20 protein-coding genes are annotated in these 24,547 nt (G+C 72.9%); 8 read left to right on the top strand and 12 right to left on the bottom strand.

The features are described 5' to 3' along the window. Positions 1-160: 160 nt before the first annotated feature. Positions 161-1,621, top strand: coding sequence for a D-glucuronyl C5-epimerase family protein (locus O7607_RS02485; RefSeq protein ID WP_269700695.1), 1,461 nt, complete (start codon positions 161-163; stop codon positions 1,619-1,621). A 49-nt stretch (positions 1,622-1,670) separates the two neighbouring features. Then, positions 1,671-3,182, top strand: a complete 1,512-nt coding sequence (locus tag O7607_RS02480) for a deoxyguanosinetriphosphate triphosphohydrolase family protein (protein ID WP_269700694.1) — start codon at positions 1,671-1,673, stop codon at positions 3,180-3,182. A gap of 7 nt (positions 3,183-3,189) precedes the next feature. On the opposite strand, the gene O7607_RS02475 is transcribed toward O7607_RS02480, so the two are convergent. The 7 genes from O7607_RS02475 to O7607_RS02445 all read right to left on the bottom strand — a co-directional run bounded on the left by O7607_RS02475 (position 3,190) and on the right by O7607_RS02445 (position 9,862). Further along, complete coding sequence (locus O7607_RS02475; protein ID WP_269700693.1) at positions 3,190-3,834, bottom strand: NeuD/PglB/VioB family sugar acetyltransferase; 645 nt, start codon at positions 3,832-3,834, stop codon at positions 3,190-3,192. Next, positions 3,831-4,508, bottom strand: a complete 678-nt coding sequence (locus O7607_RS02470) for a sugar transferase (RefSeq protein WP_269700692.1) — start codon at positions 4,506-4,508, stop codon at positions 3,831-3,833. The genes O7607_RS02475 and O7607_RS02470 overlap by 4 nt, the downstream gene beginning before the upstream one ends. Before the next feature lie 109 nt (positions 4,509-4,617). Beyond that, positions 4,618-5,766 carry an MBL fold metallo-hydrolase gene (locus O7607_RS02465; protein WP_269700691.1) on the bottom strand — a complete coding sequence of 383 codons (1,149 nt, stop codon included), beginning with the start codon at positions 5,764-5,766 and terminating at the stop codon, positions 4,618-4,620. Between the two features lie 68 nt (positions 5,767-5,834). Beyond that, complete coding sequence (locus O7607_RS02460; protein ID WP_269700690.1) at positions 5,835-6,779, bottom strand: SDR family NAD(P)-dependent oxidoreductase; 945 nt, start codon at positions 6,777-6,779, stop codon at positions 5,835-5,837. Beyond that, positions 6,776-7,960 carry a zinc-dependent alcohol dehydrogenase gene (locus O7607_RS02455; RefSeq protein ID WP_269700689.1) on the bottom strand — a complete coding sequence of 395 codons (1,185 nt, stop codon included), beginning with the start codon at positions 7,958-7,960 and terminating at the stop codon, positions 6,776-6,778. The genes O7607_RS02460 and O7607_RS02455 overlap by 4 nt, the downstream gene beginning before the upstream one ends. Before the next feature lie 74 nt (positions 7,961-8,034). Beyond that, positions 8,035-8,616 (bottom strand): isoquinoline 1-oxidoreductase, encoded by a 582-nt coding sequence (locus tag O7607_RS02450; RefSeq protein ID WP_269700688.1) that lies wholly within the window; start codon positions 8,614-8,616, stop codon positions 8,035-8,037. Between the two features lie 22 nt (positions 8,617-8,638). After that, the gene (locus O7607_RS02445) at positions 8,639-9,862 is read right to left on the bottom strand and encodes an oxygenase MpaB family protein (RefSeq protein WP_269700687.1); all 1,224 of its coding nucleotides are present in this window, start codon (positions 9,860-9,862) and stop codon (positions 8,639-8,641) included. Positions 9,863-9,999: 137 nt separating this feature from the next. Here O7607_RS02445 and O7607_RS02440 point away from each other — a divergent pair, with 137 nt between their 5' ends. Both O7607_RS02440 and O7607_RS02435 read left to right on the top strand, forming a co-directional pair. Next, complete coding sequence (locus O7607_RS02440; RefSeq protein WP_269700686.1) at positions 10,000-10,767, top strand: SDR family NAD(P)-dependent oxidoreductase; 768 nt, start codon at positions 10,000-10,002, stop codon at positions 10,765-10,767. 204 nt (positions 10,768-10,971) lie between these two features. After that, positions 10,972-12,834, top strand: coding sequence for an AMP-dependent synthetase/ligase (locus O7607_RS02435; protein WP_269700685.1), 1,863 nt, complete (start codon positions 10,972-10,974; stop codon positions 12,832-12,834). Here the strand turns inward: O7607_RS02435 and O7607_RS02430 are convergent. Beyond that, the gene (locus O7607_RS02430; protein WP_269700684.1) at positions 12,742-13,728 is read right to left on the bottom strand and encodes an oxygenase MpaB family protein; all 987 of its coding nucleotides are present in this window, start codon (positions 13,726-13,728) and stop codon (positions 12,742-12,744) included. The genes O7607_RS02435 and O7607_RS02430 overlap by 93 nt on opposite strands. 138 nt (positions 13,729-13,866) lie before the next feature. Between O7607_RS02430 and O7607_RS02425 the strand changes: the two genes are divergently transcribed. Beyond that, positions 13,867-15,084 carry an oxygenase MpaB family protein gene (locus O7607_RS02425; protein ID WP_269700683.1) on the top strand — a complete coding sequence of 406 codons (1,218 nt, stop codon included), beginning with the start codon at positions 13,867-13,869 and terminating at the stop codon, positions 15,082-15,084. A gap of 9 nt (positions 15,085-15,093) precedes the next feature. Here the strand turns inward: O7607_RS02425 and O7607_RS02420 are convergent, their stop codons facing one another. After that, on the bottom strand, positions 15,094-16,287 hold the full coding sequence (locus O7607_RS02420; RefSeq protein ID WP_269700682.1) for a TetR/AcrR family transcriptional regulator: 1,194 nt from the start codon (positions 16,285-16,287) through the stop codon (positions 15,094-15,096). A 63-nt stretch (positions 16,288-16,350) separates the two neighbouring features. Next, positions 16,351-17,553 (bottom strand): TetR/AcrR family transcriptional regulator, encoded by a 1,203-nt coding sequence (locus tag O7607_RS02415; protein ID WP_269700681.1) that lies wholly within the window; start codon positions 17,551-17,553, stop codon positions 16,351-16,353. 163 nt (positions 17,554-17,716) lie between these two features. Between O7607_RS02415 and O7607_RS02410 the strand changes: the two genes are divergently transcribed. Together O7607_RS02410 and O7607_RS02405 are read left to right on the top strand one after the other, a co-directional pair. Beyond that, positions 17,717-18,931: an acetyl-CoA C-acetyltransferase gene (locus O7607_RS02410; protein WP_269700680.1), complete on the top strand. Its 1,215-nt coding sequence runs from the start codon at positions 17,717-17,719 to the stop codon at positions 18,929-18,931. A gap of 9 nt (positions 18,932-18,940) precedes the next feature. Then, positions 18,941-21,088 (top strand): 3-hydroxyacyl-CoA dehydrogenase NAD-binding domain-containing protein, encoded by a 2,148-nt coding sequence (locus O7607_RS02405; RefSeq protein WP_269700679.1) that lies wholly within the window; start codon positions 18,941-18,943, stop codon positions 21,086-21,088. A gap of 55 nt (positions 21,089-21,143) precedes the next feature. Here the strand turns inward: O7607_RS02405 and O7607_RS02400 are convergent, their stop codons facing one another. Then, on the bottom strand, positions 21,144-22,295 hold the full coding sequence (locus O7607_RS02400; protein ID WP_269700678.1) for an acyl-CoA dehydrogenase family protein: 1,152 nt from the start codon (positions 22,293-22,295) through the stop codon (positions 21,144-21,146). Positions 22,296-22,371: 76 nt separating this feature from the next. Between O7607_RS02400 and O7607_RS02395 the strand changes: the two genes are divergently transcribed. Continuing rightward, positions 22,372-23,862 carry an aldehyde dehydrogenase family protein gene (locus O7607_RS02395; RefSeq protein WP_269700677.1) on the top strand — a complete coding sequence of 497 codons (1,491 nt, stop codon included), beginning with the start codon at positions 22,372-22,374 and terminating at the stop codon, positions 23,860-23,862. Position 23,863: 1 nt separating this feature from the next. On the opposite strand, the gene O7607_RS02390 is transcribed toward O7607_RS02395, so the two are convergent. Further along, positions 23,864-24,544 carry a GntR family transcriptional regulator gene (locus O7607_RS02390; RefSeq protein ID WP_269700676.1) on the bottom strand — a complete coding sequence of 227 codons (681 nt, stop codon included), beginning with the start codon at positions 24,542-24,544 and terminating at the stop codon, positions 23,864-23,866. Between the last annotated feature and the right edge of the window lie 3 nt (positions 24,545-24,547).

The raw sequence follows: 24,547 nt of genomic DNA, 5'->3' as shown, positions 1-24,547 counted from the left end.
GCCCGCGACCGGCGTGCGCGCCCGCCCGCCTCGCCGGAGGGTCGGTAACAGTCACGAATACTCATGTTATGTGCGTCTATTCCACGCATGATGAAAGGAGGCTGGCAAAAGCGACATGCGGTTGCTGGGATGGGAGGACACTCCCGACCTTGGAGGTCCCATGAGGATCCGGCTGGCCTGGCGCGCGTGGGTGGCGGCGGTGCTCGCCGTCGGCCTGACGGGGACGCCGGTGACCGGCGCGGCGGCCGCCACCGCACTCTCCGGGCGGAGCGCGACGCTCACCGCGTACGCCCGGGACGGCTACCTGCCGCGCCTGCTGCCCGGCTCGGTCTCACCGACCTCGCGACAGATGACAGTCCCGCGGACCGACCCGCTGGCGCACGACGCCTCCGGGGTACGGCTCTTCACTTGGCAGGGTGCGCTGTACGACCACCCGGTGGTCCAGGCCGACTGGGGACTGGACAACCTCAACGCCTACCAGGTCACGGGCGACCGGTTCTTCCTCGACCGGGCGATCGCGCAGGCGCGGCGGAACCTGGACCGCAAGGTGGAGTCCCGCGGCGCGTGGTGGTACTCGTACCCCTTCGACCTGCCCCGGTGCACCGGGCTGGTGCTCCAGGCGCCCTGGTACAGCGCGATGGCACAGGGGGAACTGCTCAGCCTGTTCGTCCGGCTGTACGAGGTGACCGGCGACGCCACCTGGCGTACGGCGGCGGACCGTACGTTCCTCAGCCTCACCCTCGGACCACAGCTCGGGGTGCCCTGGGTGAGTTGGACCGACACGGACGGCTACCTGTGGCTGGAGGAGTATCCGGACAGCCCGGGTGTGCGCGGGGAACGGGTCCTCAACGGCATGATCTACGCGTTCTACGGCGTGTACGACTACTGGCGGATCACCCGGGACAGCCGGGCGGTGAGCCTGATGGACGGGACGGCCACGACGGTGCGGCGCTACGTGCCGGCCACGCTGCGCGTCCCGCAGTGGGCCAGCCGCTATTCGGTCGGCTGCGCCCGGTCCTACCCGAGCTACCACCAGGTGCACACCCAGCAGATGCTCGCGCTGCACCAGCTCACCCACGCCGGCGTGTTCGCCGCGTACGCCGACGTGCTGCGCGCCGACTACCCGTACCCGCCTGTCGACGGCATCGTGTGGTTCGGTCCCGGCTCCCACGTCGCCTACCAGTTCGACGCCGCCGGCCGGGTCGTCGCGCAGAAGTCGATCAACCTGATCCGGTTCTCCACCGCCACCGCCGACCAGCGCGTCCGGGTGACCGGCCGGGGCGTGCACTACCGCATGGCGAACGGGGTGTTCGCCGGCATGTTCGTGGCGGAGGACGCGCAGAACCGGTGGCTCGCCGGGAAGTTCGTCGAGCACACGTACGCGCCCACCCGGCTGCTGACCGTCGAGCCCGGCACCTACACCGGCTACGCGTACGACAGCAGGTGGCAGGTCGTCGGGTCCAAGACCGTCACCTTCCCGCGCGCCTCGGGCGCGTTCCTCAGCGCCAGCGCCTGGGTGAACGGGCGCCTGAGCTACCAGGTCACCGCCGGCACCTACCTCGGCTACTGGCTGCCGGCGGCACCCGGTCTGGTGCTGGGGGACGCGCCCCCGCTGGCCTAGGCACAGGTCGCGGCCCGCCGTCCGGTACGGCTGCGCTAGCGTGGCGATCATGGAGGTACCTGCGGATCCGCGGGCCCGGCGGCTCTTCGGAGGCAGCGCCCGGGCGCTCGGCGACCTGGCCGCCGGCCCGTTCCGGGCCGACCGGGACCGGATCGTCGGGTCGCCGTTCTTCGCCCGGCTGGGCGGCGTGACCCAGGTGATCAGCCCGGGCGGATCGGGGCTGCTCGTGCACAACCGGCTGACCCACAGCCTGAAGGTGGCCCAGGTGGCCCGCGCGATCGCCGAGCGGCTGACCGCCGATCCGGCGCACCGGGCCCTGCTGGACAAGCTCGGCGGCTGCGACCCGGAGGTGGTGGAGGCCGCCGCGCTCGCGCACGACCTCGGGCACCCGCCGTTCGGGCACCTGGGGGAGCGGGTGCTCGACCGGCTGGCCCGGCAGCGGCTCGGGCTGGCCGACGGATTCGAGGGCAACGCCCAGTCGTACCGGATCGTCACCAGCACCGAGATCCGTGGCGCGGCGACCACCGGACTGGATCTGACCGCCGCGGTCCGGGCCGCGATGCTGAAGTACCCGTGGACCCGGCTGGACCATCCCGACCCGCACCCGCGCCACCTCGAACCGGCGCCCCGGGGCGCGGCGGCCCCGCCGGAGGACCCGGAGAGCGGCTCGGTGAAGTTCGGCGCGTACCGCACCGAGCTGGACGACCTGCGCCAGGCGCGGGAGCCGTTCGCCGGGCGGATCCCGGACTGGCAGCAGACCCCCGAGGCGTCGGTGATGGACACCGCCGACGACATCGCGTACGCGATCCACGACGTGGAGGACTTCTACCGCGTCGGGGTGCTGCAGCAGGGCACCGTGGCGGCCGAGCTGATGGCCTGGCAGCGCGAGTGCGGGCACCTGCGGTCGATCACCGCCTCGGCGCTGGAGGCGGCGGGCCGGCGGCCGGGCGCGGCGATCGAGCGGCTGCGCCGGCAACTGCACCGCAAGGACGGCTGGATCGCCGACGACGAGGCGTTCGCCGACGCGGTCGAGCATGTGCGCGAGGAACTGGTGGAAGGGCTGCTGGCGCTGCCGTTCGACGGCTCGATCGAGGCGGAGCAGTACGTCGCCCGGTTCTCCGCCCGCTGGTCCACCCGCTTCGTGGACGCCATCACCGTGACACCGGACCCGGACGTCCGCTCCGGCTACGTGCTGCTGGCGAAGGCGCAGTGGCACGAGGTGCAGGTGCTCAAGTTCGTGCACCACCGGTTCGTGCTGGCCCGCCCGGACCTGGCCCTGCACCAGCGCGGCCAGGCCCGGCTGCTGGGCACGCTGGTGGAGGCGCTCTGGGAGTGGCTGCTGGACCCGGACGAGGAGTCCCGGCTGCCGCGCCGGCTGCACGACCTGGTGGAGCTGGCCGAGGCGGAGCTGCACCCGCGTACCCCGGACCGGATCGGCCGGGCCCGGGGCCGGGCCATCATCGACTTCGTCGCGCAGCTCACCGACGGTCAGGCGGTGGCGATGCTGGACGCGTTGTCGGGCCGCTCGGGCGCGCTGTGGACGGACGCCTTCGTGCTCTGAGGACGGCTCAGCGCGCCGGCACGCCCTTGACCACTGTCCGCGGCGGCACGTCGCGCACCACGCACGCGCCGGCGCCGACCGTCGCGCCGGCGCCGACGCGCAGGCCCTGGAGCACCACGGCGCCCGCGCCGATCAGCGCGGCGGTGCCGAGGCGGCAGTCGCCCGACACGGCCGCGAGCGGATGCAGGGAGACGTAGTCGCCGACCACGCAGTCGTGCGCGAGCGTGGCGTTCTGGTTGACGTGCAGGTGCCGTCCGGCGGTGACGTTCGTGGTGATCCGGCCACCGGCGAACACCACGAGACCCTCGGCCGACACCAGGTCCGGGCCGACGGTGGCGTCCGGGTGGACGAGGCTCGCCGCCGGCCTCCGGTACGTGTCGATCCGCGCGGCCACCTTCTGCCGGACCCGTGGGTCGCCCACCCCGATGACGACGTGGGTCTCCGGCGGTAGCTGACCGATCGCCGCCAGGGTCCCGAGGAACGGCGCGCCGCACGCCTCGGCGCGTTTACGGTTCGACTCGGACGGGTCGTCGTCGACGAAGCCGGCCAGCCGCCAGGGTGGCCGGGCCGAGGACTCGTTCACCGCCGCCACGATCTGGGCGATCTCCCGGCCGTGGCCGCCGCACCCGACGACGACGAGGTCGAGGCTCACCGGGATCCGCTTCCCGCTGTCGCCGCCACGGCCTGCTCCGAGGCGGTGCCACGGAACTCGTGTGCGGTGGCGGCGCCGGGCGCGCTGATGCCCTGCCGGCGGAGCACGGCGACCGCGGTCCGCGCCAGGATGCGGGCGTCCAGCCGCAGGCCCCAGTGCTCCACGTAGTGCAGGTCGTAGGCGAAACGCTCCGCCCAGCCCAGCGCGTTGCGGCCGTTCACCTGCGCGAGCCCGGTGAGGCCGGGCCGGACGTCGTGCCGGCGGAACTCCCGCGGTGTGTAGAGGTCGCGGTAGCTGGTCGGGAACGGGCGCGGGCCCACGAGGCTCATGTCACCGCGCAGGATGTTCCAGAGGCTGGGCAGCTCGTCCAGGCTCGTGGCGCGCAGCCACCGCCCCAGGGGCGTCAGCCGCGCCTGGTCGTCGCCGGGGGAGAAGCTGTCGCCCCCGCCCGCCATGGACCGGAACTTCAGGATGGTGAACTCCCGGCCGTGCCGGCCGATTCGCCGCTGCCGGAAGATGATCGGACGGCCCATCCCGAGCAGCACCGCGACCGCGACCACGGCGAGGACCGGCGCCGCCACCAGCAGGGCCGTGGCCGACACGACGACGTCGACACCCCGCTTGACGGCCGCGGCGCCGCTCGCCGGCGGGGTGGGTGTACGGAGATCTTCCACGCCTGGGGAGAGGCGAACCTGCATGCTGTCCTCCGGCCGCTGACTCGTCAGCGAACAGAGTACGCAAATATGCGCAGAAGAATGCCTTGTCCGGTTTTTTCGGCGCGTCTCAGGCGACCGCCTGCCACCACCCGTCCACCGCCGGCGGCTCGTCCACCACCACCCGCTCACCCGGACGCGGCACTGCCAGCCGGACGTCGCGCGCCTTCGCCTCCGCCCAGAGCCGGTCCACCGGCTCGGACCAGTCGTGCAGGGCCAGGTTGAACGTGCCCCAGTGCACCGGCACCAGCAGCCCGCCGCGCACGTCGAGGTGGGCGGCGACCGCCTCCTCCGGGAACATGTGGATGTGCGGCCAGGCCCTGTCGTACGCGCCGATCTGCATGAGCGTCAGGTCGAACGGGCCGTGCTCGGCGCCGATCGCGGCGTACCCATCGAAGTAGCCGGAGTCGCCGGTGTAGAAGACCTTCCGGTGCGCGCCGGTGATCGTCCAGGAGCTCCAGAGCGTGCCGTCGCGGCGCAGGCCGCGCCCGGAGAAGTGCTGCGCGGCGGTGGCGGTGAGCGTCAGGCCGCCGACCCGGTGGCTCTCCGACCAGTCCAGCTCGACGATGCGGTGCTCGGGTACGCCCCAGCGGGCCAGGTGGGCGCCGACGCCCAGCGGCACCACGAACGGCGCGGACTGGAGATCGGCCAGCCGGCGGACGGTCTCCATGTCCAGGTGGTCGTAGTGGTCGTGCGAGATCAGCACGGCGTCCAGCGGGGGCAGGTCGGTCAGGCGGACCGGCGGCTCGTGGATGCGCCGCGGGCCGACCAGCCCGGACGGGGAGCACCTGTCGCTCCACACCGGGTCGAGCAGCACCCGGTGTCCCTCGATCTCGACGAGCGTGGAGGCGTGGCCGTACCAGATGACGTTCAGTTCGCGGGCCGGGTCGGCGGCGGCGGGCGCGGCACCCGGACGCAGCAGCGGCACCGGGCTGCCCGGTCGCCGCTTCTGCTTGCCGAAGATCAGCTCACGGAGCAGGTTGCGGCCCGGGTCGGCGACCATGGTGGCGCTGGCGCCGGCCGGATTGTGGAACGTGCCGTCGCGAAAGCGCGGTGACCGGGCCGCCCGTTCCGCCCGGGTGCCGGTGAGCCGGCCGCCGAGTTGCGCCGGTACGTCCCGCGCCGCCCAGGCCAGCCCGGCGACGGCGGCCAGCCCGGCGAGCTTCCACACCCGCCCGCCGCGCGTCCGGCCGGGTTCCCGCCCCGTTGCTTCCCGCATGCTCGTCCCCTCCGCCGTGTCCCGCCGTACACGGTAACCACAGTCGTCCCGGCCCGCCCACGCCACGGTCAGGGCAGCCGGCGCCGCACCGCGGACGCCACAGTGGCCGCGCGTCCGCCCACGGCCCGGACCACCTGGGACACGTCGGGCAGCCACCCGCCCCGGACCGCCTCGCCGGCCGGGTTGGGCGTGAACACGATGCCCTGGTGCGCGGCGACCGGCGTCCGGGTCAGTCCGGCCAGGCGCATCAGCGGCCCGACCAGCACGTCGTACACGCCGGGCAGGGCGGTGAAGCCGAAGCGCATGATCACGTTGAGCCGTCCCACCGAGACCTCGCGGCGCGGCCGGTCGAGGCAGTGCGCGATGGCCCGCGCCACCCGCTCGGGCGAGGCGACCGGGGGCGGCGGCCGGCCGATCCGGCCCAGGTAGTTGGCCGCCTGCCGGTAGACGGGCGTGTCGACGCTGCCCGGGTTGACCAGGCAGATCGCGATGCCGGGCGTCTCCCGCGCCTCCTGCTGCAGGGTGCGGGCCAGCCCCTGCAGGCCCCACTTGGCGGCCACGTAGCCGCTCATGTAGGGGGCGGTGATGTGCCCGAGCACCGAGCCGGTGAGCACGAGCGTGCCGCCGCCGGCGTCCCGGAACCGGCTCAGCGCCTCCCGGGCCACCGCGGCGGCGGCCAGCAGGTCGGTGCGGACCACCTGCTCGAACACCTCGGCCGGGGTCTCGTCGAAGCGGCCGTAGGACATCACCGCGGCGGTGTGCACCCAGGCGTCGACGCCGCCGTACTCGGCCCGCGCCGCGTCGGCCAGCGAGGCCACCGCGCCGGGCGCTGTCACGTCCATCGGTACGGCGATCGCCCGCGCGCCCGCCGCCCGGCACTCGTCGCGTACCTCGTCGAGGGTGGCGGGGGAGCGGGCCGCGAGGACCAGCCGGTCCCCGCGGCCCGCCAGCTCCCTGGCGGTCGCCCGGCCGATCCCGCTGGTCGCGCCGGTGACGACCACCGTCCGGGTCACGGCGCGAGCACGACCTTGACGCAGCCGTCCTCCTTCTTCTGGAACATCTCGTACGCCCGCGGCGCGTCGGTCAGCGGCAGCCGGTGGGTCCGCAGGTCCTCCACGCCCAGCGGGTCGTCGTCACGCTCCAGCAGCGGGATGATCTCGTCGACCCAGCGCCGCACGTGGCACTGCCCCATGCGCAGCTGGATGCCCCTGTCGAACATCTCCATCAGCGGCATCGGGTCCTGCTCGCCGCCGTACACGCCGGAGATCGACACGGTGCCGCCGCGCCGGACCGCCTTGAGCGCGGCGTGCAGCACCACGAGCCGGTCCACACCGGCCTTGTCGGTCATGGCCTGGGCCAGCTTGTCGGGCAGCAGCCCGGCGGCGGTCTGGGCCATCTTCCCCAGCGGCGCGCCGTGCGCCTCCATGCCGACCGCGTCGATCACCGCGTCCGGGCCGCGCCCGTCGACCAGGTCGATGAGCGCGCCGGGCACGTCGTCGAGCTGGCTGACGTCGAGCACCTCGATGCCGTGGCGGCGGGCCATCTCCAGCCGCTCCGGCACCAGGTCCAGGCCGATCACCCGGCCGGCGCCCAGATGACGGCCGATCCGGGCGCTGAACTGGCCGACCGGGCCGAGCCCGAACACGGCGAGCGTGCCGCCGGGCGGGACGTCGGCGTACTTCACCGCCTGCCAGGCGGTGGGCAGGATGTCGGAGAGGTATAGCCAGCGCTCGTCCGGGCCGCTGTCCGGGATGGTGATCGGGCCGAACTGGGCCTGCGGGACGCGCAGGTACTCGGCCTGGCCCCCGGGTATCGAGCCGTACAGCGAGGTGTAGCCGAACAGGGACGCGCCCTTGCCCTGGCTGGTCACCTGCGTGGTCTCGCACTGCGCGTAGAGCTGCCGCTCGCACATCCAGCACGAGCCGCAGGAGATGTTGAACGGGACGACCACCCGGTCGCCCTTCTTGAGCCGGGTCACGCCGGACCCGACCTCCTCGACGATGCCCATCGGCTCGTGCCCGAGGATGTCGCCGGGCTTCAGGTACGGCCCGAGCACCTCGTACAGGTGCAGGTCGGAACCGCAGATGGCGGTCGAGGTGATCCGGATGATCGCGTCGGTCGGCTCCTCGATCCGGGGGTCCGGGACGTCCTCGACGCGGACGTCCCGCTTGCCGTGCCAGGTCAGTGCCTTCATGCCTGTATGTCCCCTCTCCGGTGCCGTCCATCGGACTGCTACCCGGCACAGGCCCGTTGAATCGGCGGCGCCGGTCATCGTGGCTCGAGGTCGACCGGCACGGCGATCGTGCTGGTGCTGGCGGCGGAGCCGGCGAGGGCGCCGATGTCGACGCGGCGGCCCGCGCCGTCGGTGACGGCGCCGGCCGCGAGCCGCAGGTCGGCGACGGGCGTGCCGAGCGCCGCCGACGCGGCCTCCAGCAGCCGTCGCCGGGCCACCGCCACGGCGACCCGGAGCGGGGTACGGGTGCCGGCGGCCGGATGGGGTGCGCGACGGGTCCGGCCCGCTGCCGGCCGTGGTGGTGGCACGCGGACGCGCCGGCGCGGTACCGACAGCCCGTCGGCGATCAGTTCAGCGGCCGAGGTGTCGCAGTCGTACCCGCAGCGGCCCGGCGGCGGCGTGAACGACACGGTCCCGTCCGGGCCGACCTCGACGGAGATCAGGGCCGCCCCGGGCAGGGCCGTGGCCGTCATGATCTCGCCGAGGCCGAGCAGTCCGGCCACGTCCGGCGACGGCGTCCGGGCGGCGGCCGGGTACGCCACAGTGAGTTCGGCGGCGGCCACGAGGACCGGCGCGGCGAGCACGTACCCCAGGAACGGGGGGAGGGGCGCGGTCATGGTGCTCACCGCGACCCGGTGGTCAGAACTCGCGGTTGCCGAGCGGGATCTCGATGTTTATCGACTGCCCCTCGGACAGGAACAGCAGGGCGAGCTTGCGGAGGAACTCGTCGAACAGCCAGTAGCACTCCGGCGCGAGCGGGAACGGCAGCAGCGCCTCCCGGACCGCGACGAACGGGCCCCAGCTCGTCCGCAGCAGCGTGTCCCAGAGCAGGTCACGCGGGATCTCCAGCCAGTTGGCGATCTGGTTGCCGAGCATGAACCGGGTGAACGAGCCGAGGATGGGCTTGCTGAGCAGCCCGGCGTCGATCTCCCTGCCGAGGCCGAGCAGGATGTCGGCGAGCGCGTTGCCCTCGCGGGTGGGCGCGAGGATCGGGTCGAGGACCTCGCCGGCCTGGGAGTTCGCCTCGCTCCACGTGGCCGGGATGTACTCGTCCCGGATGCCGAGCATGTGCGCGGCCACCTGCCACAGGTGCAGGAAGGCGGTCGACTCGGCGGCGGGGATCGGCACCCGCCAGTCGGTCAGTTTCCGCATCACAGTGGTCGGCAGGCTGTGCCAGGTGACCATCATGTCCCGCTGGCTGATCGGGATGTCCTCGGGCGCGACGTCGGCCCACTCGGGTGACTGCGGCAGCAGGTGACGCACGCCGGCGTGCGCGAGCCGGGTCTTGACGGCGGTCACGATCATCGAGCCGTCGGGCTGGTAGGCGTTGGCGGTGCCGATGTCGTACCCGAGCTTGGCGGTCTTGGAGATGCGGTCCTTCATGTCCGCGCCGCCCTTGGAGTAGTAGACGGCGCGCGCCTCCTTCGGGATGACGGTGCTCATCATGCCGCTGGCCAGGCCGTAGAGCACGCCGAGGTAGAGGCCGCGCTTCTCGTTGAAGCGCACGGCGGTGGCCAGCTTGCCCTGGTCCACCCAGGACGGCAGCACGCGTGCGCGTTCGATGAACGCGCGGACGTCCGCCGGGAGGCCGGACGGCAGCGGCTGGCCGTTCTTCGTCCACGTCCGCAGCAGCTGGTTGACCAGTGGTGCGTCGCCCCGGTCCAGGAGGGAGGCGACGAGCGGGTCGGCCTCCTCGTCCCACACCCAGCGCGGGTCCACGCCCGCCCCGGCGCCGGCCACTGATCCCGTGGGGGACCAGGTCCACGCCGATCGGGCCTGCGCGGGGGCGGCGACGCTCAGCGCGCCGAGCGCTCCCAGTGCCCCGCCGGCCTTCAACATCTTGCGCCTGCTTACCGGTTCCACGTTCACTCCTCGGGGTCGAGGCCGCTGATACGGTGAAACAAATATTGCGCCCGTGTATCACATGAGAGCACGTGGTAACGGTGTCCACAAGACCCATGACGACATCTGTCGATGGTTTGCGACGAGGGGAGTCCACGGTGGCGCAGGTCGAGGGGATGCTGTCGGGCAAGGTGGCGTGGGTGACCGGCGCGAGTCAGGGCGTCGGCGCGGCGATCGCCGAGGGACTGGCGCGGGCCGGCGCGTCGGTGATCCTCCAGTCCCGTCGGCCGGACGCGCTCGACGAGGTGCGGGACCGGATCGCGGCCGGCGGCGGCACGGCGGCCGTGGTCGCCGGGGACGTCGCCGACGAGTCCGCCGCCGACGCCGTCGTCGGCCTCGCGCGGCAGCGCTGGGGCCGGCTGGACGTCCTCGTCAACAACGCCGGCATCAGCCCGGCGCTGCACCGCAGCGAGCGGCTGAGTCTCGGTGACTGGCAGCAGGTGATCGACACCAACCTGTCCGGCGTGTTCGTCTGCGCCCGCGCGGCCGGCGCGCTCATGGTCGAGCAGGGTGCGGGCAGCATCGTCAACATGTCCTCCGTGCACGGTCAGGTGGGGTTCCCACGACTGGCCGCGTACAGCGCCAGCAAGGGCGGCGTCGAGCAGCTCACCCGCACGCTGGCGCTGGAGTGGGCGGCGGCCGGCGTACGCGTCAACGCGGTCGCGCCCGGCTACCTGGAGACCCCGATGACGGAGGGGCTGCGCGGCCACGAGCAGTGGTCGAAGCGGTTGCGCGACCGCATCCCGATGGGCCGCTTCGGCCGTCCCGAGGAGGTGGTCGGCGCGGTGCTGTTCCTGGCCTCGGACGCCGCGAGCTACGTCACGGGCAGCGTGTTGCACGTGGACGGTGGCTGGACCGCGCAGTGACCGGCGATCCGTTTGGTTAGTCCAGGTTCGTCGCCGGATCATCGCTGCGGCTCGGTTCAGGCGCGATCTACCGGCACTTCTTCCCAGAAAGTTAACCCTCGTTTACAGTGCTGCCATCGGCTGCGGAACCCGCGCGGGCACCACGGCGAGGGGTGCGGCCAGCTCTGCCACCACCAGGCCCGGTTGCGTGTGAAGGAGTAGCCCATGGACCCCGCCGACGTCCTCGCCGAGGACTGCGCCAAGAAAGCCGCCGACCTGACCGTCCCGGCGCTGCTGCACCGCAACGCCACCGAGTACGCCGACCGGCCCGCCCTGACCACGCTCGGCCGGGACGACACCCGCACCTGGTCGCAGCTGCGCGACGAGGTCGCCGAGCTGTCCGCCGGCCTGGCCGAGATCGGCCTGGAGACCGGGCGACACATGCTGATCATGATGTCCGGCCGGACCGAGCACTGGCTGGTCGACCTCGCCGCGGTCCACCTGGGCGCGGTGCCGTCCACGATCTACCCGACGCTCAGCGCCGAGCAGATGCGCTACCTGGCCCGGCACAGCGCCGCCCAGGTGCTCGTGCTGGAAGGGCCGGCCGAGCTGGAGCGCTGGCGGCCGATCCTGGCCGAGCTGCCGGACCTGCTCCGGGTGGTGCTGGTGGACGAGCCCGCCGAAGCGGCCACGGACACCGTGCCGCTGTCGCGCGTGCGTACCCTCGGCCGGGCCGCCCACGCGGCGGACCCGGACGCCTTCGAGCGGCGCTGGCGCACGATCCGGCCCGGGCAGCCGGTGACGCTGCTCTACACGTCCGGGACGACCGGCAACCCGAAGGGCGTCGTGCTCAGCCACCACAACGTGATCTACCAGGCGGTGGCGCTGGACGCGATGGTGTCCGTCCCCGACCACGCGCCGACCGTGGCCTACCTGCCGCTCGCGCACATCGCCGAACGGTTCCTCGGCATCTACAACCCGATCTACCGCGCCGGGCACGTGACCATCTGCCCCGACGCCACGCAGCTCGTCGCGGCGCTGCGCACCGTCGGTCCCGCCTCGTTCTTCGGGGTGCCGCGGGTCTGGGAGAAGATGGCCGCCGGCGTCCAGGCCCACCTGGCGACCGCCGAGCCCGCGGTCCGCGCCGCCGTCGCCGCCGCGAGCGCTGTGACACTAGAGGCGTACGAGTTGCGCGCCGCCGGAAAGCCGGTGCCGGACGAGCTGGCCGCCCGGGTGGCGCAGGCCCGGGACACCGTGTTGCGACCGTTGCAGGCGAGCCTCGGGCTGCAGAACATGACCTGGCCCGGCAGCGGCGCCGCCCCGATCCCGGTGGACGTGCTGCGGTTCCTCGCCGGACTCGGCATCGACGTGCTGGAGGTGTGGGGTCTGACCGAGACCACCGGCACCGCCACCCTCAACACCCCCTACTGCTTCCGCACCGGGACGGTCGGTCGCCCGAACGTGGGCATGGAGGTACGCCTCGCCGACGACGGCGAGATCCTCGTCCGGGGTCCGCTGGTCTGCTCCGGCTACCTGCGCGAGGACGGCGGCGTCGAGCCGGTGGTCGACGCGGACGGATGGCTGGCGACCGGCGACGTCGGGACGCTCGACGAGGACGGGTTCCTCACCATCACCGACCGCAAGAAGGAACTCATCATCACGTCCAGCGGGAAGAACATCTCGCCGGCGCAGATCGAGAACCTGCTGCGGGCCCACCCGCTCATCGGTCAGGCAGTCGCGATCGGCGACCGGCGGCCGTACGTCACGGCGCTGATCGTGCTGGACGAGGAGGTGGCACCCCAGTGGGCGCGTACGCACGGCATCAGCGACCCGCAGCTGCCCGCCCTGGCCTCGGATCCGGTGCTGCGGGCCGAGATCCAGGCCGCTGTGGACGCGGCGAACGCACGGCTGGCCCGGCCCGAGCAGGTCAAGACGTTCCAGGTGCTGCCGTCGGCGTGGACGCCGGAGTCGGGCGAGCTGACCCCGACGCTGAAGCTACGGCGCCGGGTCATCGTCGACCGGTACGGCGACCGGATCGACGCCCTCTACCGGCCGGGTGACGCGGCGGCGGAGCCCGTCACCCAGTAGCGCCGGGTCGATGCCGGGCGGGGGTGGCGGCGCGCCGAGATCGGCGGGCCGGTACCCCCGCGGGTAGCCGGGATAGGTGCGGTTGCGCGGCGCGCGGGTCAGCCGGCTCACGGTCCGCGCGGGCAGCAGCCGCACCACTGCGGCCCGGGCGCGCAGCGCGCCGCCGACCAGCGCGGGCAGCGGTCGCGGCGCGGCCGGCAACCCGAAGGCGGCGCGCATCTCGGGCGGCAGCAGCGCGCGCACGCCGAGGCGCGCGGCCGGGCGCAGCGGCGCCGGGTACCAGGACGCGAAAAGATCCAGCGTGTACGCCGCGACCCGCTCGTTGCTCGGCGTGCGGCGGAACGTGTCCCGCTCGTACGCGTCCTTGAAGTCCCGGAACGCGTCGAAGTCCGCCGGCACGTCCCGGATGCCCATGCGCGCGCCGACCGCGCGGTAGTAGTGGAACGCGGCCAGCCGCTCGTGCTCGTGCAGCGGGCGCCAGCCGTACCGGTCCAGCCAGTCGATCGGCTCGTAGACGAACGTGGACAGCACGTAGCGCATGTCGTCGTTCGAGATCGCGTACCGGCCGTGCGCCCGGTTGACCACCCGCAGCGCCTCCCGGCCGCGCGGCGAGTCGTACCCGTGCTCCAGCAACTCGGCCATCAGCAGCGCGGTGTCGTCGTAGCGCTGCTGCGCCCGCAGCCGGAACTCGCCTGTCGCGTCGAGCAGCGCGGAGATGCTCGGCACGCAGAACGTGCGCAGCAGCGCCAGCTCCAGCGCCCGCTGGTAGTCGAAGGGGAACTCGTACCCGGCGGAGAGCCGGTAGATCTCGTGATGGTCGCGGACCGGATCGAGCGTCTCGATCCGGCGCAACCAGCGGTACCGCCCGCCCTCGGCCATCGCGACCACCCCCACCGTCCACCCTTGCCGATGCAGTCAAGCTCCTCTATGTTAATAGAAAATCACATCCCCGGATAACTCGAAACCTGCTTGTGCGCACCTCACGGGCCGGTGTTCAGGGCGATGTCCGGTCGAAACCGGGAAGTGGTGCTAATGGAGAATCTCAGTAGACGAAGCGTCCTGACGCTCGGTGCCGCGCTGGGACTGGTAGCGGTGGCGGACACTCCGAAGGCGTGGGCGTGGTCGTCGTCCGGCTCGATCGCCGGGACCGACACGGTCACCGACCCGTGGGACGTCTGGGACGACGACACCGACCCGCTCGTCGCCTCGCTGCTGGACGCCGGGCAGATCCCGGCGGTGAACACCGCGTTCGCGTCCTGGATCCGCAACGGCGACGCGCTGCCCGCCGGCCTGCCCCCGGCGCTCACCACCTACCTGCGGCGCGTCAACACGCTGCCGTCCTGGGCCGACCAGGCCAAGCTGGACCGGGCCGCCCAGTTCAACAAGCGCATGAGCATGTACCTGTTCCTGCTCTACGGCCTGGGCAGCGGGATCATGAGCACGGTGATCCCGCGCGAGGCCCGCAACGTCTACTGGTCCGAGGGCGGCGCGGACATGAAGGCGCGCGCCGCGAAGACCTTCACCTACGGGTACGACCTGAGCGCCCCCGACGCGTTCAAGGCCACCGGCAGCTTCGTGGTCACCTCGCACAAGACCCGGCTGACCCACGCGGCCGTACGGCACCTGCTGCCGCAGTCCGCGCCGTGGCGCGGCGTCACCGACCACCCGATCCCGATCAGCAACGGCGACATCCTCATCACCTTCCACAGCCTCGGCACGTACGTGCACCGCAAGCTGCTCGACTGGCGTCGCTGGGGACTGCGGATGTCGGCCGCGGAGGAGGAGGCCTACCTGCACATGTGGCAGGTCGCGCTGCACCTGCTCGGCGTGCGCGACGAGTTCATCCCGAACAGCTGGGCCGCCGCCGAGGAGCAGTCCCGGTACGCGCTGAACCCGCTCCTCGCGCCGACGCCCGAGGGCATCGACCTGGCCGACATCCTGCTGAACTTGACGTCCTCGGTGGACCTGGGCGTCACTCGCGGATTCCAGCGGGAGTTCGCGCGCTACGTGCTCACCGACCGGATCGGCGACTGGCTGCGGCTGCCCCGCGACTACATCTCCCGGGGCGTGATCGAGGCCGGCTGGCCCACGTACGTGATGTTCCGCGAAGGGCTCTCGCCGCTGATGCCGGAGACGTTCGGCCTGTTCGACAGGTTCATCCGCGGCCTGGCGATGCTGTTCCTCAACAACGGCTCGTCCGCGTCGCACACCCCGATCACGATCCCGGTCATGAACCGGCCGGGCACCTGATCAGGTGCGTCACAGCGTCAGGGCGCCGGTGACCAGCGCGGTGACCGCGTCCCGGTGGCCGGGCGAGTCCTGCCAGCGCAGGGCGCGCCCGGCCTCCACCGCCACGCCGAACCCGGCGTGCACCAGCAGCCGGGCCTGCCGCCGGTCCAGGTCCGGCCGGACCGCCCGCAACTGCTGCTCCCAGACCGCGATGTGCTCCCGCTGGGCGAGGACGAGCGGACGCCGGACGTCCTCCGGAAGCCCGGCCACCTCGGCCTCGGCGACGCTGTTGAGGGTGTTGTGCTCGAAGCAGTAGGCCACGTACGCCGCCGCCAGCGCGACCACCGCCTGACGCGGGTCGGCAGCCCGCTGGAGGCTGCGGTCCACCGCCTGGGCGAGCAGTTCCGCCGCCTGGAGGCAGGCGGCCACGAGGATGTCCACCTTGCCGGGGTAGTGGCGGTAGATCGCCGACGGGGCCAGCCCCACCGCCTGGGCGATCTGCGCGTTGGTGACCGTGGCGAACCCGTCCCGGGCGAACAGCGGTACGGCCGCGGCCAGGATCTCCGCGCGCCGGGTCCGGGGCACCGGCTGGGCGGGCAGCTCCACCAGCCCCGCCGTCCCGGCGGCGGTCGCCGGGTCGGTGGCCACCACCCGCATCGCGGAGCGCAGCACCAGATCCTCGATCCGGCGCTGGGCGATCGAGGTGCGGTGCATGGTCACCGAACCGATCACCCCGAGCGCAGCCACCGCCCGCAGGCGCTCGTCGGGCAGCGGGTACTCCCGCCGTACCATCTCGGTCACCCGGCCCACGACGTGGCCGAACTTCGCGCGGAGCAGGTGGCGGTCCGGGCGCCCGAGATAGCGGGCCTCCCACCGGTAGATGCCGCCGGAGGCGCGGTGCGCGACGGTGACCCGGGTGAGGGCCAGCAGCACGTCGGCCAGCGCCGCGTCCGACGGCCACGCGTCGACGGCCTCGACCAGGTTGTCCACCATGACGTTCGCGCACTCGGCGAACAACGCGTACTTGTTCGGGAAGTGCCGGTACAGCGCGGGCGCGCTGATCCCGACCGCCGCGGCGATCTCCTCCATGGAGGCGCCGTGGTAGCCGCGCTCGCTGAACACCTGCCCGGCCGACTCGACGATGACCTGCCTGCGGTTGCGGGGCCGGGTGGCCGCGGCCGGCCCGGTGGTCACCGGGTCGTCCGGGAGGACGCGGACGGGCACGGAACCATGGGTGTCAGTCAACCACAGCGCCTCACGCCGCCCGCGCGCTCGCGGTGACGCCCGTCAGGCGTGCAGGACGGCGAGCGCGAGCCGGGCGGTCTGGGTGTCGTAGCCCTCGGTGCGGTCGAAGCGGCCGAGCCGCCCGACGTCGGTGACGACGTTCAGCGCGGCGTGCACGAGCACCCGGGCCTCGGCGGCCGGCAGGTCCGGCCGGACCGCCCGGACCAGCCCCACCCACTCCTCGACGTGCAGCCGCTGCGCGCCGCGCAACTGGTGGCGGTCCCGGTCCGGCAGGTTGTTGTTCTCCGCCAGGTACACCGCGATCAGATCGCTCTGGCCGAACGCGAAGTCGACGTACGCCCGCACGACCCGGTGCAGCGCGTCGGCCGGGTCGCTCGCCTCGGCGATCGCCGCGGTGGTGGCCCCGGTCAGCCGGTCGGTGGCCCGGTAGTAGGCGGCCGCGAGCAGGTCGGCCTTGCCCGGGAAGTAGCGGTACACGCTGGACGCCTGCATGCCCGCGGCGCGGCCGATGTCCTCCACCGCGACGGCGTGGTAGCCGTGCCTGTGGAACAGGCGCATCGCCTCGATCAGCAGCAGCTCGCGGCGCGACGCCGGACGCACCGGCCCGGTGGCGGGCGCGTCGTCCGGCGCGGGACGCCGCCGGGGCGGCACCGCCGGCGCGTCGGTCCGCAGCAGCGTCCAGGCGACCCGGGTGAGCAGGTGCTCGGTGTCGGCGCCGGCGGCCCGGTACGTGGTCACGCTGCCGAACGCGCTCAGCGCCGCGTTCACCAGCAGGTCCGCCTGCTCGACGGTCAGCTCGGGACGCAGCTCGCGCAGCGGCCCGGCGACGCGGCCGACGAGAGTGGCCATCGACGCGGCGAACTCCTGCCGGTGCTCGGGCGTCAGGTAGCGGCCCTCCCACTGGTACAGCCCGGCCACCCGCCGCCTGCTCACCGCGACCTCGGCGAGCGCGCGCAGCAGTTCGTCGAGCAGCCCGTCGGCACTGCTCGCCGTCGGCTGTCCGGTGGCGGCGAGCAGGGCGCCGACGACCTCCCGGGTGGCGTGCACGAGGATCGCGTACTTGTTCGGGAAGTGCCGGTAGACGGCCGGCCCGCTGATGCCGACGGCGGCGGCGATCTCGTCCACCGAGACGCCGTGGTAGCCCCGCTCGCAGAACAGCTCGGCCCCGGCGAGCGCGATGCGGGCCTTGCGGTCCTTGGGCCGCTTGACCGGTGCCGGGGCGGTGTCGCCTGCTGCTCGTCGCACAGCTCCACGTTAGCGCCCCCTCGCGCGGATCCCGCGGCGCCCCTCGGCGGATTCCTGCGCCGAGGTTGAAGCCGGGCAGTGCCTGACGCTTCTTGACAAGCAGCAGCAGGCTCAAGAAAAGTTAGGCGAAATTCGCATGCGGGTGAGCAATGAGGAGCTTGGCATGACGACCGATGCGTTCATCTACGACGCGTTGCGCACGCCGCGCGGGCGGGGCAAGCCGACCGGATCGCTGTACGGGGTGAAGCCGGTTTCGCTGATCACCGGCCTGATCGAGGAGACCCTGCGGCGGATGCCCGGCCTCGACCCGGCGCTGATCGACGACATCGTGCTCGGGGTGGTGTCCCCCCTCGGCGACCAGGGCGCCGACATCGCCCGGACCGCTGCCGTCGCGGCCGGCCTGCCCGACACGGTGGCCGGCGTGCAGCTCAACCGCTTCTGCGCCTCCGGCCTGGAGGCGGTGAACATCGCCGCGCAGAAGGTGCGCTCCGGCTGGGAGGATCTCGTCCTGGCCGGTGGCGTCGAGTCCATGTCCCGGGTGCCGATGGGCTCCGACGGCGGGGCGTGGGCGCTGGACCCGGAGGTCAACTTCACCACCGGTTTCGTGCCGCAGGGCATCAGCGCCGACCTCATCGCCACCATCGCCGGTTTCGACCGGGAGACGGTCGACGCGTTCGCGCTCCAGTCGCAGGCACGGGCCGCGAAGGCCTGGGCCAACGGCTACTTCGCCCGTTCCGTGGTGCCGGTCCGCGACCGCAACGGGCTGACCGTGCTGGACCGGGACGAGCACATCCGGGCCGACTCGACGGCGGAGAGCCTCGGCGCGCTGCGCCCCTCGTTCGCCGAGATCGGCGAGAAGGCGGGCTTCGACGCGGTCGCCCTGCAGAAGTACCACTGGGTCGAGCGCATCGAGCACGTCCACACGGCGGGCAACTCCTCCGGCATCGTCGACGGCGCCGCGCTCGTCGCGGTCGGCAGCGAGGCGGCCGGCGCCGCCGCCGGTCTCACCCCGCGCGCCCGCGTCGTGGCGACGGCGCTCAGCGGCGCCGACCCCACCATCATGCTCACCGGCCCGGCCCCGGCCGCCCGCAAGGCGCTGGCGAAGGCCGGCCTCGGCGTCGACGACCTCGACCTGGTCGAGATCAACGAGGCGTTCGCCGCGGTGGTCCTGCGGTTCGTCGCCGACCTCGGGATCGACCCGGAGATCGTCAACGTCAACGGCGGGGCGATCGCGATGGGCCACCCGCTGGGCGCGACCGGCGCCATGATCCTCGGCACGCTCGTCGACGAGCTGGAACGACGCGGCGGCCGCTACGGCCTGGCCACGCTGTGCGCGGGCGGCGGCATGGGCATCGCGACCGTGATCGAACGAATCTGAGGAGCACGAATGGCAAACACCATCCGGTGGGAGCACGGCGACGACGGCATCGTGCTGCTCACCCTCGACCACCCCGGCCGCTCGGCGAACGTGATGAACGCGGAGTTCGGCGAGAGCCTGACCGCCACTGTGGACCGGCTCGAGGCCGAGCGTGACCGGATCACCGGCGTGGTCGTCACCTCGGCCAAGAAGACGTTCTTCGCCGGCGGCGACCTGGAGACCCTGGTACGGCTGACGCCCGCCGACGCCGAGACGTCGGCGGCCGGCGCGGCCGCGCTCAAGCACGCCGTACGCCGGCTGGAGACGCTCGGCCGTCCGGTGGTCGCCGCGATCAACGGATCGGCTCTCGGCGGCGGACTCGAACTGGCCCTGGGCTGCCACCACCGCATCGTGCTCGACGACCCGGGCATCGAGATCGGCTTTCCCGAGGTCACGCTCGGTCTGCTGCCCGGCTGCGGCGGCGTGGTGCGCACCGTCCGGCTGCTCGGCGTCACCGCCGCGCTGACGAACTGGCTGCTGCGTGGCCAGCGCCGCCGCCCGCAGGACGCGCTCGCGCACGGACTGGTCGACGAGCTGGCCGCCGACCGGGACGCCCTCATGGCCGCCGCCCGCGCCTGGATCGCCGCGAACCCGGACGCGACCCAGCCGTACGACCGCAAGGGCTACCGGATGCCCGGCGGCACCCCCTCAAGCCCGGGGCTCGCGACGCAGTTGCCGGCCATGCCGGCGCTGCTGCGCAAGCAGCTCAAGGGCGCGCCCTACCCGGCGCCGCGCAACATCCTCGCCGCCGCCGTCGAAGGCGCCCAGGTCGACCTGGACACCGCGTTCACGATCGAGGGGCGGTACTTCACCGAGCTGGCCACCGGCCAGGTCGCCAAGAACATGATCAAGGCGCTCTTCTTCGACCTCCATGCCGCCCGGTCCCGGACCGCCGGTGGCGACCACGAGCCGGTGCGCAGCGTCGCCGTCGTCGGCGCGGGCATGATGGGCGCCGCCATCGCGTACGTCTGCGCCCGCGCCGGGATGCGGGTGGTGCTCAAGGACGTCACCGCCGAGGGGGCGGCGCGGGGCAAGGCGTACTCGGCGGGCCTGCTCGACAAGGCGGTCGCCCGGGGCCGGTCCACGCCGGAGAAGCGCGACGAGATCCTGGGCCGCATCCACGCCACCGGCGACCTCGCCGACCTGACCGGCGTCGACCTCGCGATCGAGGCGGTCTTCGAGGACCCGGCGCTCAAGCACAAGGTGTACGCCGAGATCGAGCAGGTGGCGCCGGGCGCGCTGATCGCCTCCAACACCTCCACGCTGCCCATCACGCTGCTCGCCGAGGGCGTCAGCAGGCCGGAGGAGTTCATCGGGCTGCACTTCTTCTCCCCGGTGGACAAGATGCCGCTGGTCGAGGTGATCCGCGGGGAGCGGACCGACGAGGCCACGGTGGGCCGGGCGCTGGGTGTCGTCGGTCAGCTGCGCAAGACGCCGATCGTCGTCAACGACAGCCGGGGATTCTTCACCAGCCGGGTCATCGGCACGTTCACCAACGAGGGCGTGGCGATGCTGGCCGAGGGCATCCCGGCGGCGACGATCGAGCAGGCCAGCAGCCAGGCCGGGTATCCCGCGCCGGTCCTCGCGCTGATGGACGAGCTCACCCTCACCCTGCCCCGCAGGATCCGCCTGGAGACGGCCGCGGCGACTGTGGCCGCCGGGGGCACCTGGCAACCGCACGCTGCCGACGCGGTCATCGACCGGATGATCGACGAGTGCGGCCGGACCGGACGCTCGGGCGGCGCCGGCTTCTACGACTACCGCGACGGGAAGCGGGCCGGGCTCTGGCCGGGGCTGCGGGAGCAGTTCGGCGGCACGAACCTGGACACGCCGTTCGAGGACCTCAAGGAGCGGATGCTCTTCATCGAGGCGATCGAGTCGGTGCGGTGCCTGGATGAGGGCGTGCTGACCTCGGTGGCCGACGCCAACGTCGGCTCGATCCTGGGCATCGGTTATCCGAGCTGGACCGGCGGCGTCCTGCAGTACGTCAACCAGTACGACGGCGGGCTGCCCGGCTTCGTGGCCCGCGCCCGGGTGCTGGCCGAGCGCTACGGCGAGCGGTTCGACCCGCCGCCGACGCTGGTGGCCATGGCCGAGCGGGGGGAGCGGTTCGAGTAGACGACGACGCGGTCCGGCCGGTGGGTATGCCCCTCACCGGCCGGGCCACTTCGTGTCAGGACATCTGCTCGGACAGGCCGTACGTCTTGGCGATGATCTCGCGCTGGATCTCGCTGGCGCCGCCGTAGACGGTGGACACGATCGACGAGCGGACCAGGCGCTCCATGTCGAACTCGGTGGTGTAGCCGTAGCCGCCCATCATCTGCATCGCGTCCAGGGCGACCCGGCGGGCGGTCTCGGTGGCCTTGAGCTTCGCCATCGAACTTCCCCGGGGCAGCACCGTGTCCGGCGCCTTGTCGACCTTCGCGGCGGTGTCGTAGACGAGCAGCCGGGCGCACTCGATCTCGGTGGCCAGGTCGGCCAGCCGGTGCCGGAGCACCTGGAACGAGCCGATCGGCCGGCGGAACTGCCGCCGGTTCTTCACGTACTCCACGACGTCGTCGAACGCCCGCTGCGCGGTGCCGAGCATGACGCTGGCGAGGATGAGCCGCTCCATGTTGAGCCCGGCCATCAGCTGCCGCCAGCCGTTGTCGACCTCGCCGACCACCGCGTCGGCGGGCAGCAGGCAGTCGGTGAAGTAGAGGTCGTTCACCTCGCGGCCGCCCATGGTGTCGATGCCGGAGACGGTCAGGCCGGGCGCCGAGGCGGGGACCAGGAACATGGTCAGGCCGTGGTGGTCGCCGGCCCGGCCGGAGGTGCGTGCGACCAGCAGGATGTGCTCGGCCAGGTGGGCGTTCGAACACCACGTCTTCTGGCCGTTGACGACGTATCCGTCGTCGGTGCGCTCGGCGCGGCAGCTCAGGTTCGCCACGTCCGAGCCGGCCTCGGGCTCGGACATCGCGACCGCCTCGATGACGCCGCGGGCCACCCCGGACAGGATCAGCTTCTTCTGCGCCGGCGTGCCGAACCGCTGGTAGGTGGCGGCCACGATGATCGAGGTGGTGAAGCCGCCGATCGGGGCCATCGCGCGGGCTGTCTCCTCCAGGAACAGGCACAGCTCCGTCATGCCGGCGCCGCCGCCGTCGAACTCCTCCGGCAGCGACAGGCCCAGCCAGCCGAGGTCGGCCATCCTGCGGTACAGCTCCGGGCTGTGCGGTTCCCGGCCGCCGTTGGTGAGGTTCTGCCGCTGCTCGCGGGTGCCCACCTCGCGGCGGCAGAAGTCCCGCACCGCCTCGACCAGGGATCGTTGCTCGTCGCTCCACTCCACCGCGGTACCTCCAGCGCGTCAGCAGGGATTGACAGCAAGGCTAGACTATCGAATATCAAATGTCAGGAGGCTGCCGATGACGTCCCTCGTGGAGCACCCTCGCCGGCTGCGCGTCGTCGACCCGGTGACAGGCGAGCACCGCGCCGACTACGACCTCGCCGACGACGCCGCCGTACGCGCCGCCGTGTCGCGGGCCCGCGAGGCGGCCGGCTGGTGGGCCGGGCTGGACGCCAGGCAGCGCCGCCGGCATCTGCTGGCGTACAAGGCGGCGGTCGCCGGCGGCATCGAGGAACTGGCCGGGATCGTCCGGAGCGAGACCGGCAAGAGCCTCGCCGGGGCGCAGCTCGAGGTGATGCTCGCCGTCGAGCACCTGGACTGGGCGGCCCGGCACGCCGCGCGGGTGCTCCGGCGACGGTCGGTCCCCTCCGGCCTGCTCGCGTTCAACCAGGCCGCCTCCGTCGAGTACGTGCCGTACGGCGTGGTCGGCGTGATCGGCCCCTGGAACTACCCCGTCTACACCCCGATGGGCGCGGTGTCGCACGCGCTCGCCGCCGGCAACGCGGTGGTGTTCAAGCCCAGCGAGTTCACCCCCGGCGTCGGGGTGTGGCTGGCCGAGCGGTGGCACGAGCTGCTTCCCGACCACCCGGTCCTCCAGGTGGTCACCGGTGACGGCACGACCGGGGCCGCACTGTGCCGCGCCTCGGCCGACAAGATCGCGTTCACCGGCTCGGCAGCGACCGGGCGCGCCGTCATGGCCGCCTGCGCCGAGACCCTGACCCCGGTGGTGATCGAGGGTGGCGGCAAGGACGCGCTGATCGTCGCCGCCGACGCCGACCTCGACGCCGCCGCGCGGGCGGCGGTCTTCGGTGGCCTGGGCAACGCCGGGCAGACCTGCGCCGGCGTCGAGCGCGTCTACGTCGAACGGTCCGTCTACGAGCCGTTCCTGGCCACGCTCACCGAGCTGGCGCGGCAGGTCCGGCCCGGTGCCGAGCCGGACGCGCCGTACGGACCGATGACCACGCCCACCCAGCCGGACGTCGTGCTCCGGCACGTCACCGACGCCCTCGACCGGGGCGCCCGGGCGGTGGTGGGTGACGCAGCCTCCGTGCGGCCTCCGTTCGTGGAGCCGGTCGTGCTGACCGACGTGCCCGAGGACAGCACCGCCGTCACCGAGGAGACGTTCGGGCCGGTGCTCGTGGTCAACCCGGTGGCCGACGCCGACGAGGCGGTACGCCGGACGAACGCGACGAGCTACGGGCTCTCCGGCTCGATCTTCACCCGCGACCGCCGCCGTGGGCTGGCGCTCGCCGGGCGGCTGCGGGCCGGCGCGGTGTCTGTCAACTCGGTGCTGGGATACGCGGGCGTGCCGTCACTGCCCTTCGGCGGAGTGGGCGACTCGGGGTTCGGGCGGGTCCACGGCGCGGACGGCCTGCGCGAGTTCGCCCGGCCGCGATCGGTGACGTGGCAGCGGTTCCGGCCGCTGATCGAGGTGATGACGCTCCAGCCGTCCGCGTCGGCGATGAAGCGGTCGCTGGCGATGTTCGCGTGGCGTCATGGCCGCCGGTGACTCACTGCGCCCACACGCCCAGCCCGTCGAGGTGCTTGACCAGCCGTTCCGCGCCGTCGGTGAAGTGCCGGGCCATGACCGGCCGGACGCGCTCCGGGTCGCCCGCCGCGAGCGCGTCGAGCAGCGCCTCGTGATCGGCGATCATGCCGGCCCGCCACTCCGGGTCGGCGGCGTAGAACCGCGACGGCGTGTAGCGGGTCACGGTGCGCAGCAGCCAGGACAGCTTGCGCGCGTCGGCGAGGCGGTTGATCCGGCGGTGGAACTCGTATTCGAGCTGCTCGACCCGGCTGACCTGCCGGGCCTGGGCGGCTCGGCGCAGCCGCTCGTGCTGCTGCCGCAGGTCGTCGAGCTGCTCCGGGGTGATGCCGACGGCCACCCGGGCGGCCAGCTCACCGGCGATGTGGCCCTGGAGGCTGAACACGTCGATGATGTCCTGCCGGGACAGCGGCGCCACCACGTGCCCGCGTCGCGGTTGCAGCTCGACCATGTCCTCCGCGCGCAGCATCAGCAGCGCCTCGCGTACGGGCGTGATGCTCAGTCCGGTCTCCTGGGCGACCTCCTCGAGCCGGATGCGTTCGCCGGGTCGCAGCTGGCCGGACATGATCCGGTCGCGCAGCAGGCTCGCCACGGTCTCGGAGAGCTGGGGCTGAGAGACGTTCTGGATCCTGCCGCGGTCCGCCACCAC

Origin of the sequence: Micromonospora sp. WMMA1949 (assembly GCF_027460145.1) — a bacterium.
Classification (GTDB): Bacteria; Actinomycetota; Actinomycetes; order Mycobacteriales; family Micromonosporaceae; genus Micromonospora.
The sequence above is the reverse complement of the archived record's forward strand: the minus strand, read 5'-3'. Positions and strand labels throughout refer to the sequence as shown.

Bases quoted from the DNA above. Each gene is read 5' to 3' on its own strand.
- O7607_RS02485 (WP_269700695.1), top strand. From the start codon at position 161: ATGAGGATCCGGCTGGCCTGGCGCGCGTGGGTGGCGGCGGTGCTCGCC.
- O7607_RS02480 (WP_269700694.1), top strand. From the start codon at position 1,671: ATGGAGGTACCTGCGGATCCGCGGGCCCGGCGGCTCTTCGGAGGCAGC.
- O7607_RS02465 (WP_269700691.1), bottom strand. From the start codon at position 5,766: ATGCGGGAAGCAACGGGGCGGGAACCCGGCCGGACGCGCGGCGGGCGG.
- O7607_RS02455 (WP_269700689.1), bottom strand. From the start codon at position 7,960: ATGAAGGCACTGACCTGGCACGGCAAGCGGGACGTCCGCGTCGAGGAC.
- O7607_RS02450 (WP_269700688.1), bottom strand. From the start codon at position 8,616: ATGACCGCGCCCCTCCCCCCGTTCCTGGGGTACGTGCTCGCCGCGCCG.
- O7607_RS02435 (WP_269700685.1), top strand. From the start codon at position 10,972: ATGGACCCCGCCGACGTCCTCGCCGAGGACTGCGCCAAGAAAGCCGCC.
- O7607_RS02425 (WP_269700683.1), top strand. From the start codon at position 13,867: ATGGAGAATCTCAGTAGACGAAGCGTCCTGACGCTCGGTGCCGCGCTG.
- O7607_RS02410 (WP_269700680.1), top strand. From the start codon at position 17,717: ATGACGACCGATGCGTTCATCTACGACGCGTTGCGCACGCCGCGCGGG.
- O7607_RS02405 (WP_269700679.1), top strand. From the start codon at position 18,941: ATGGCAAACACCATCCGGTGGGAGCACGGCGACGACGGCATCGTGCTG.
- O7607_RS02395 (WP_269700677.1), top strand. From the start codon at position 22,372: ATGACGTCCCTCGTGGAGCACCCTCGCCGGCTGCGCGTCGTCGACCCG.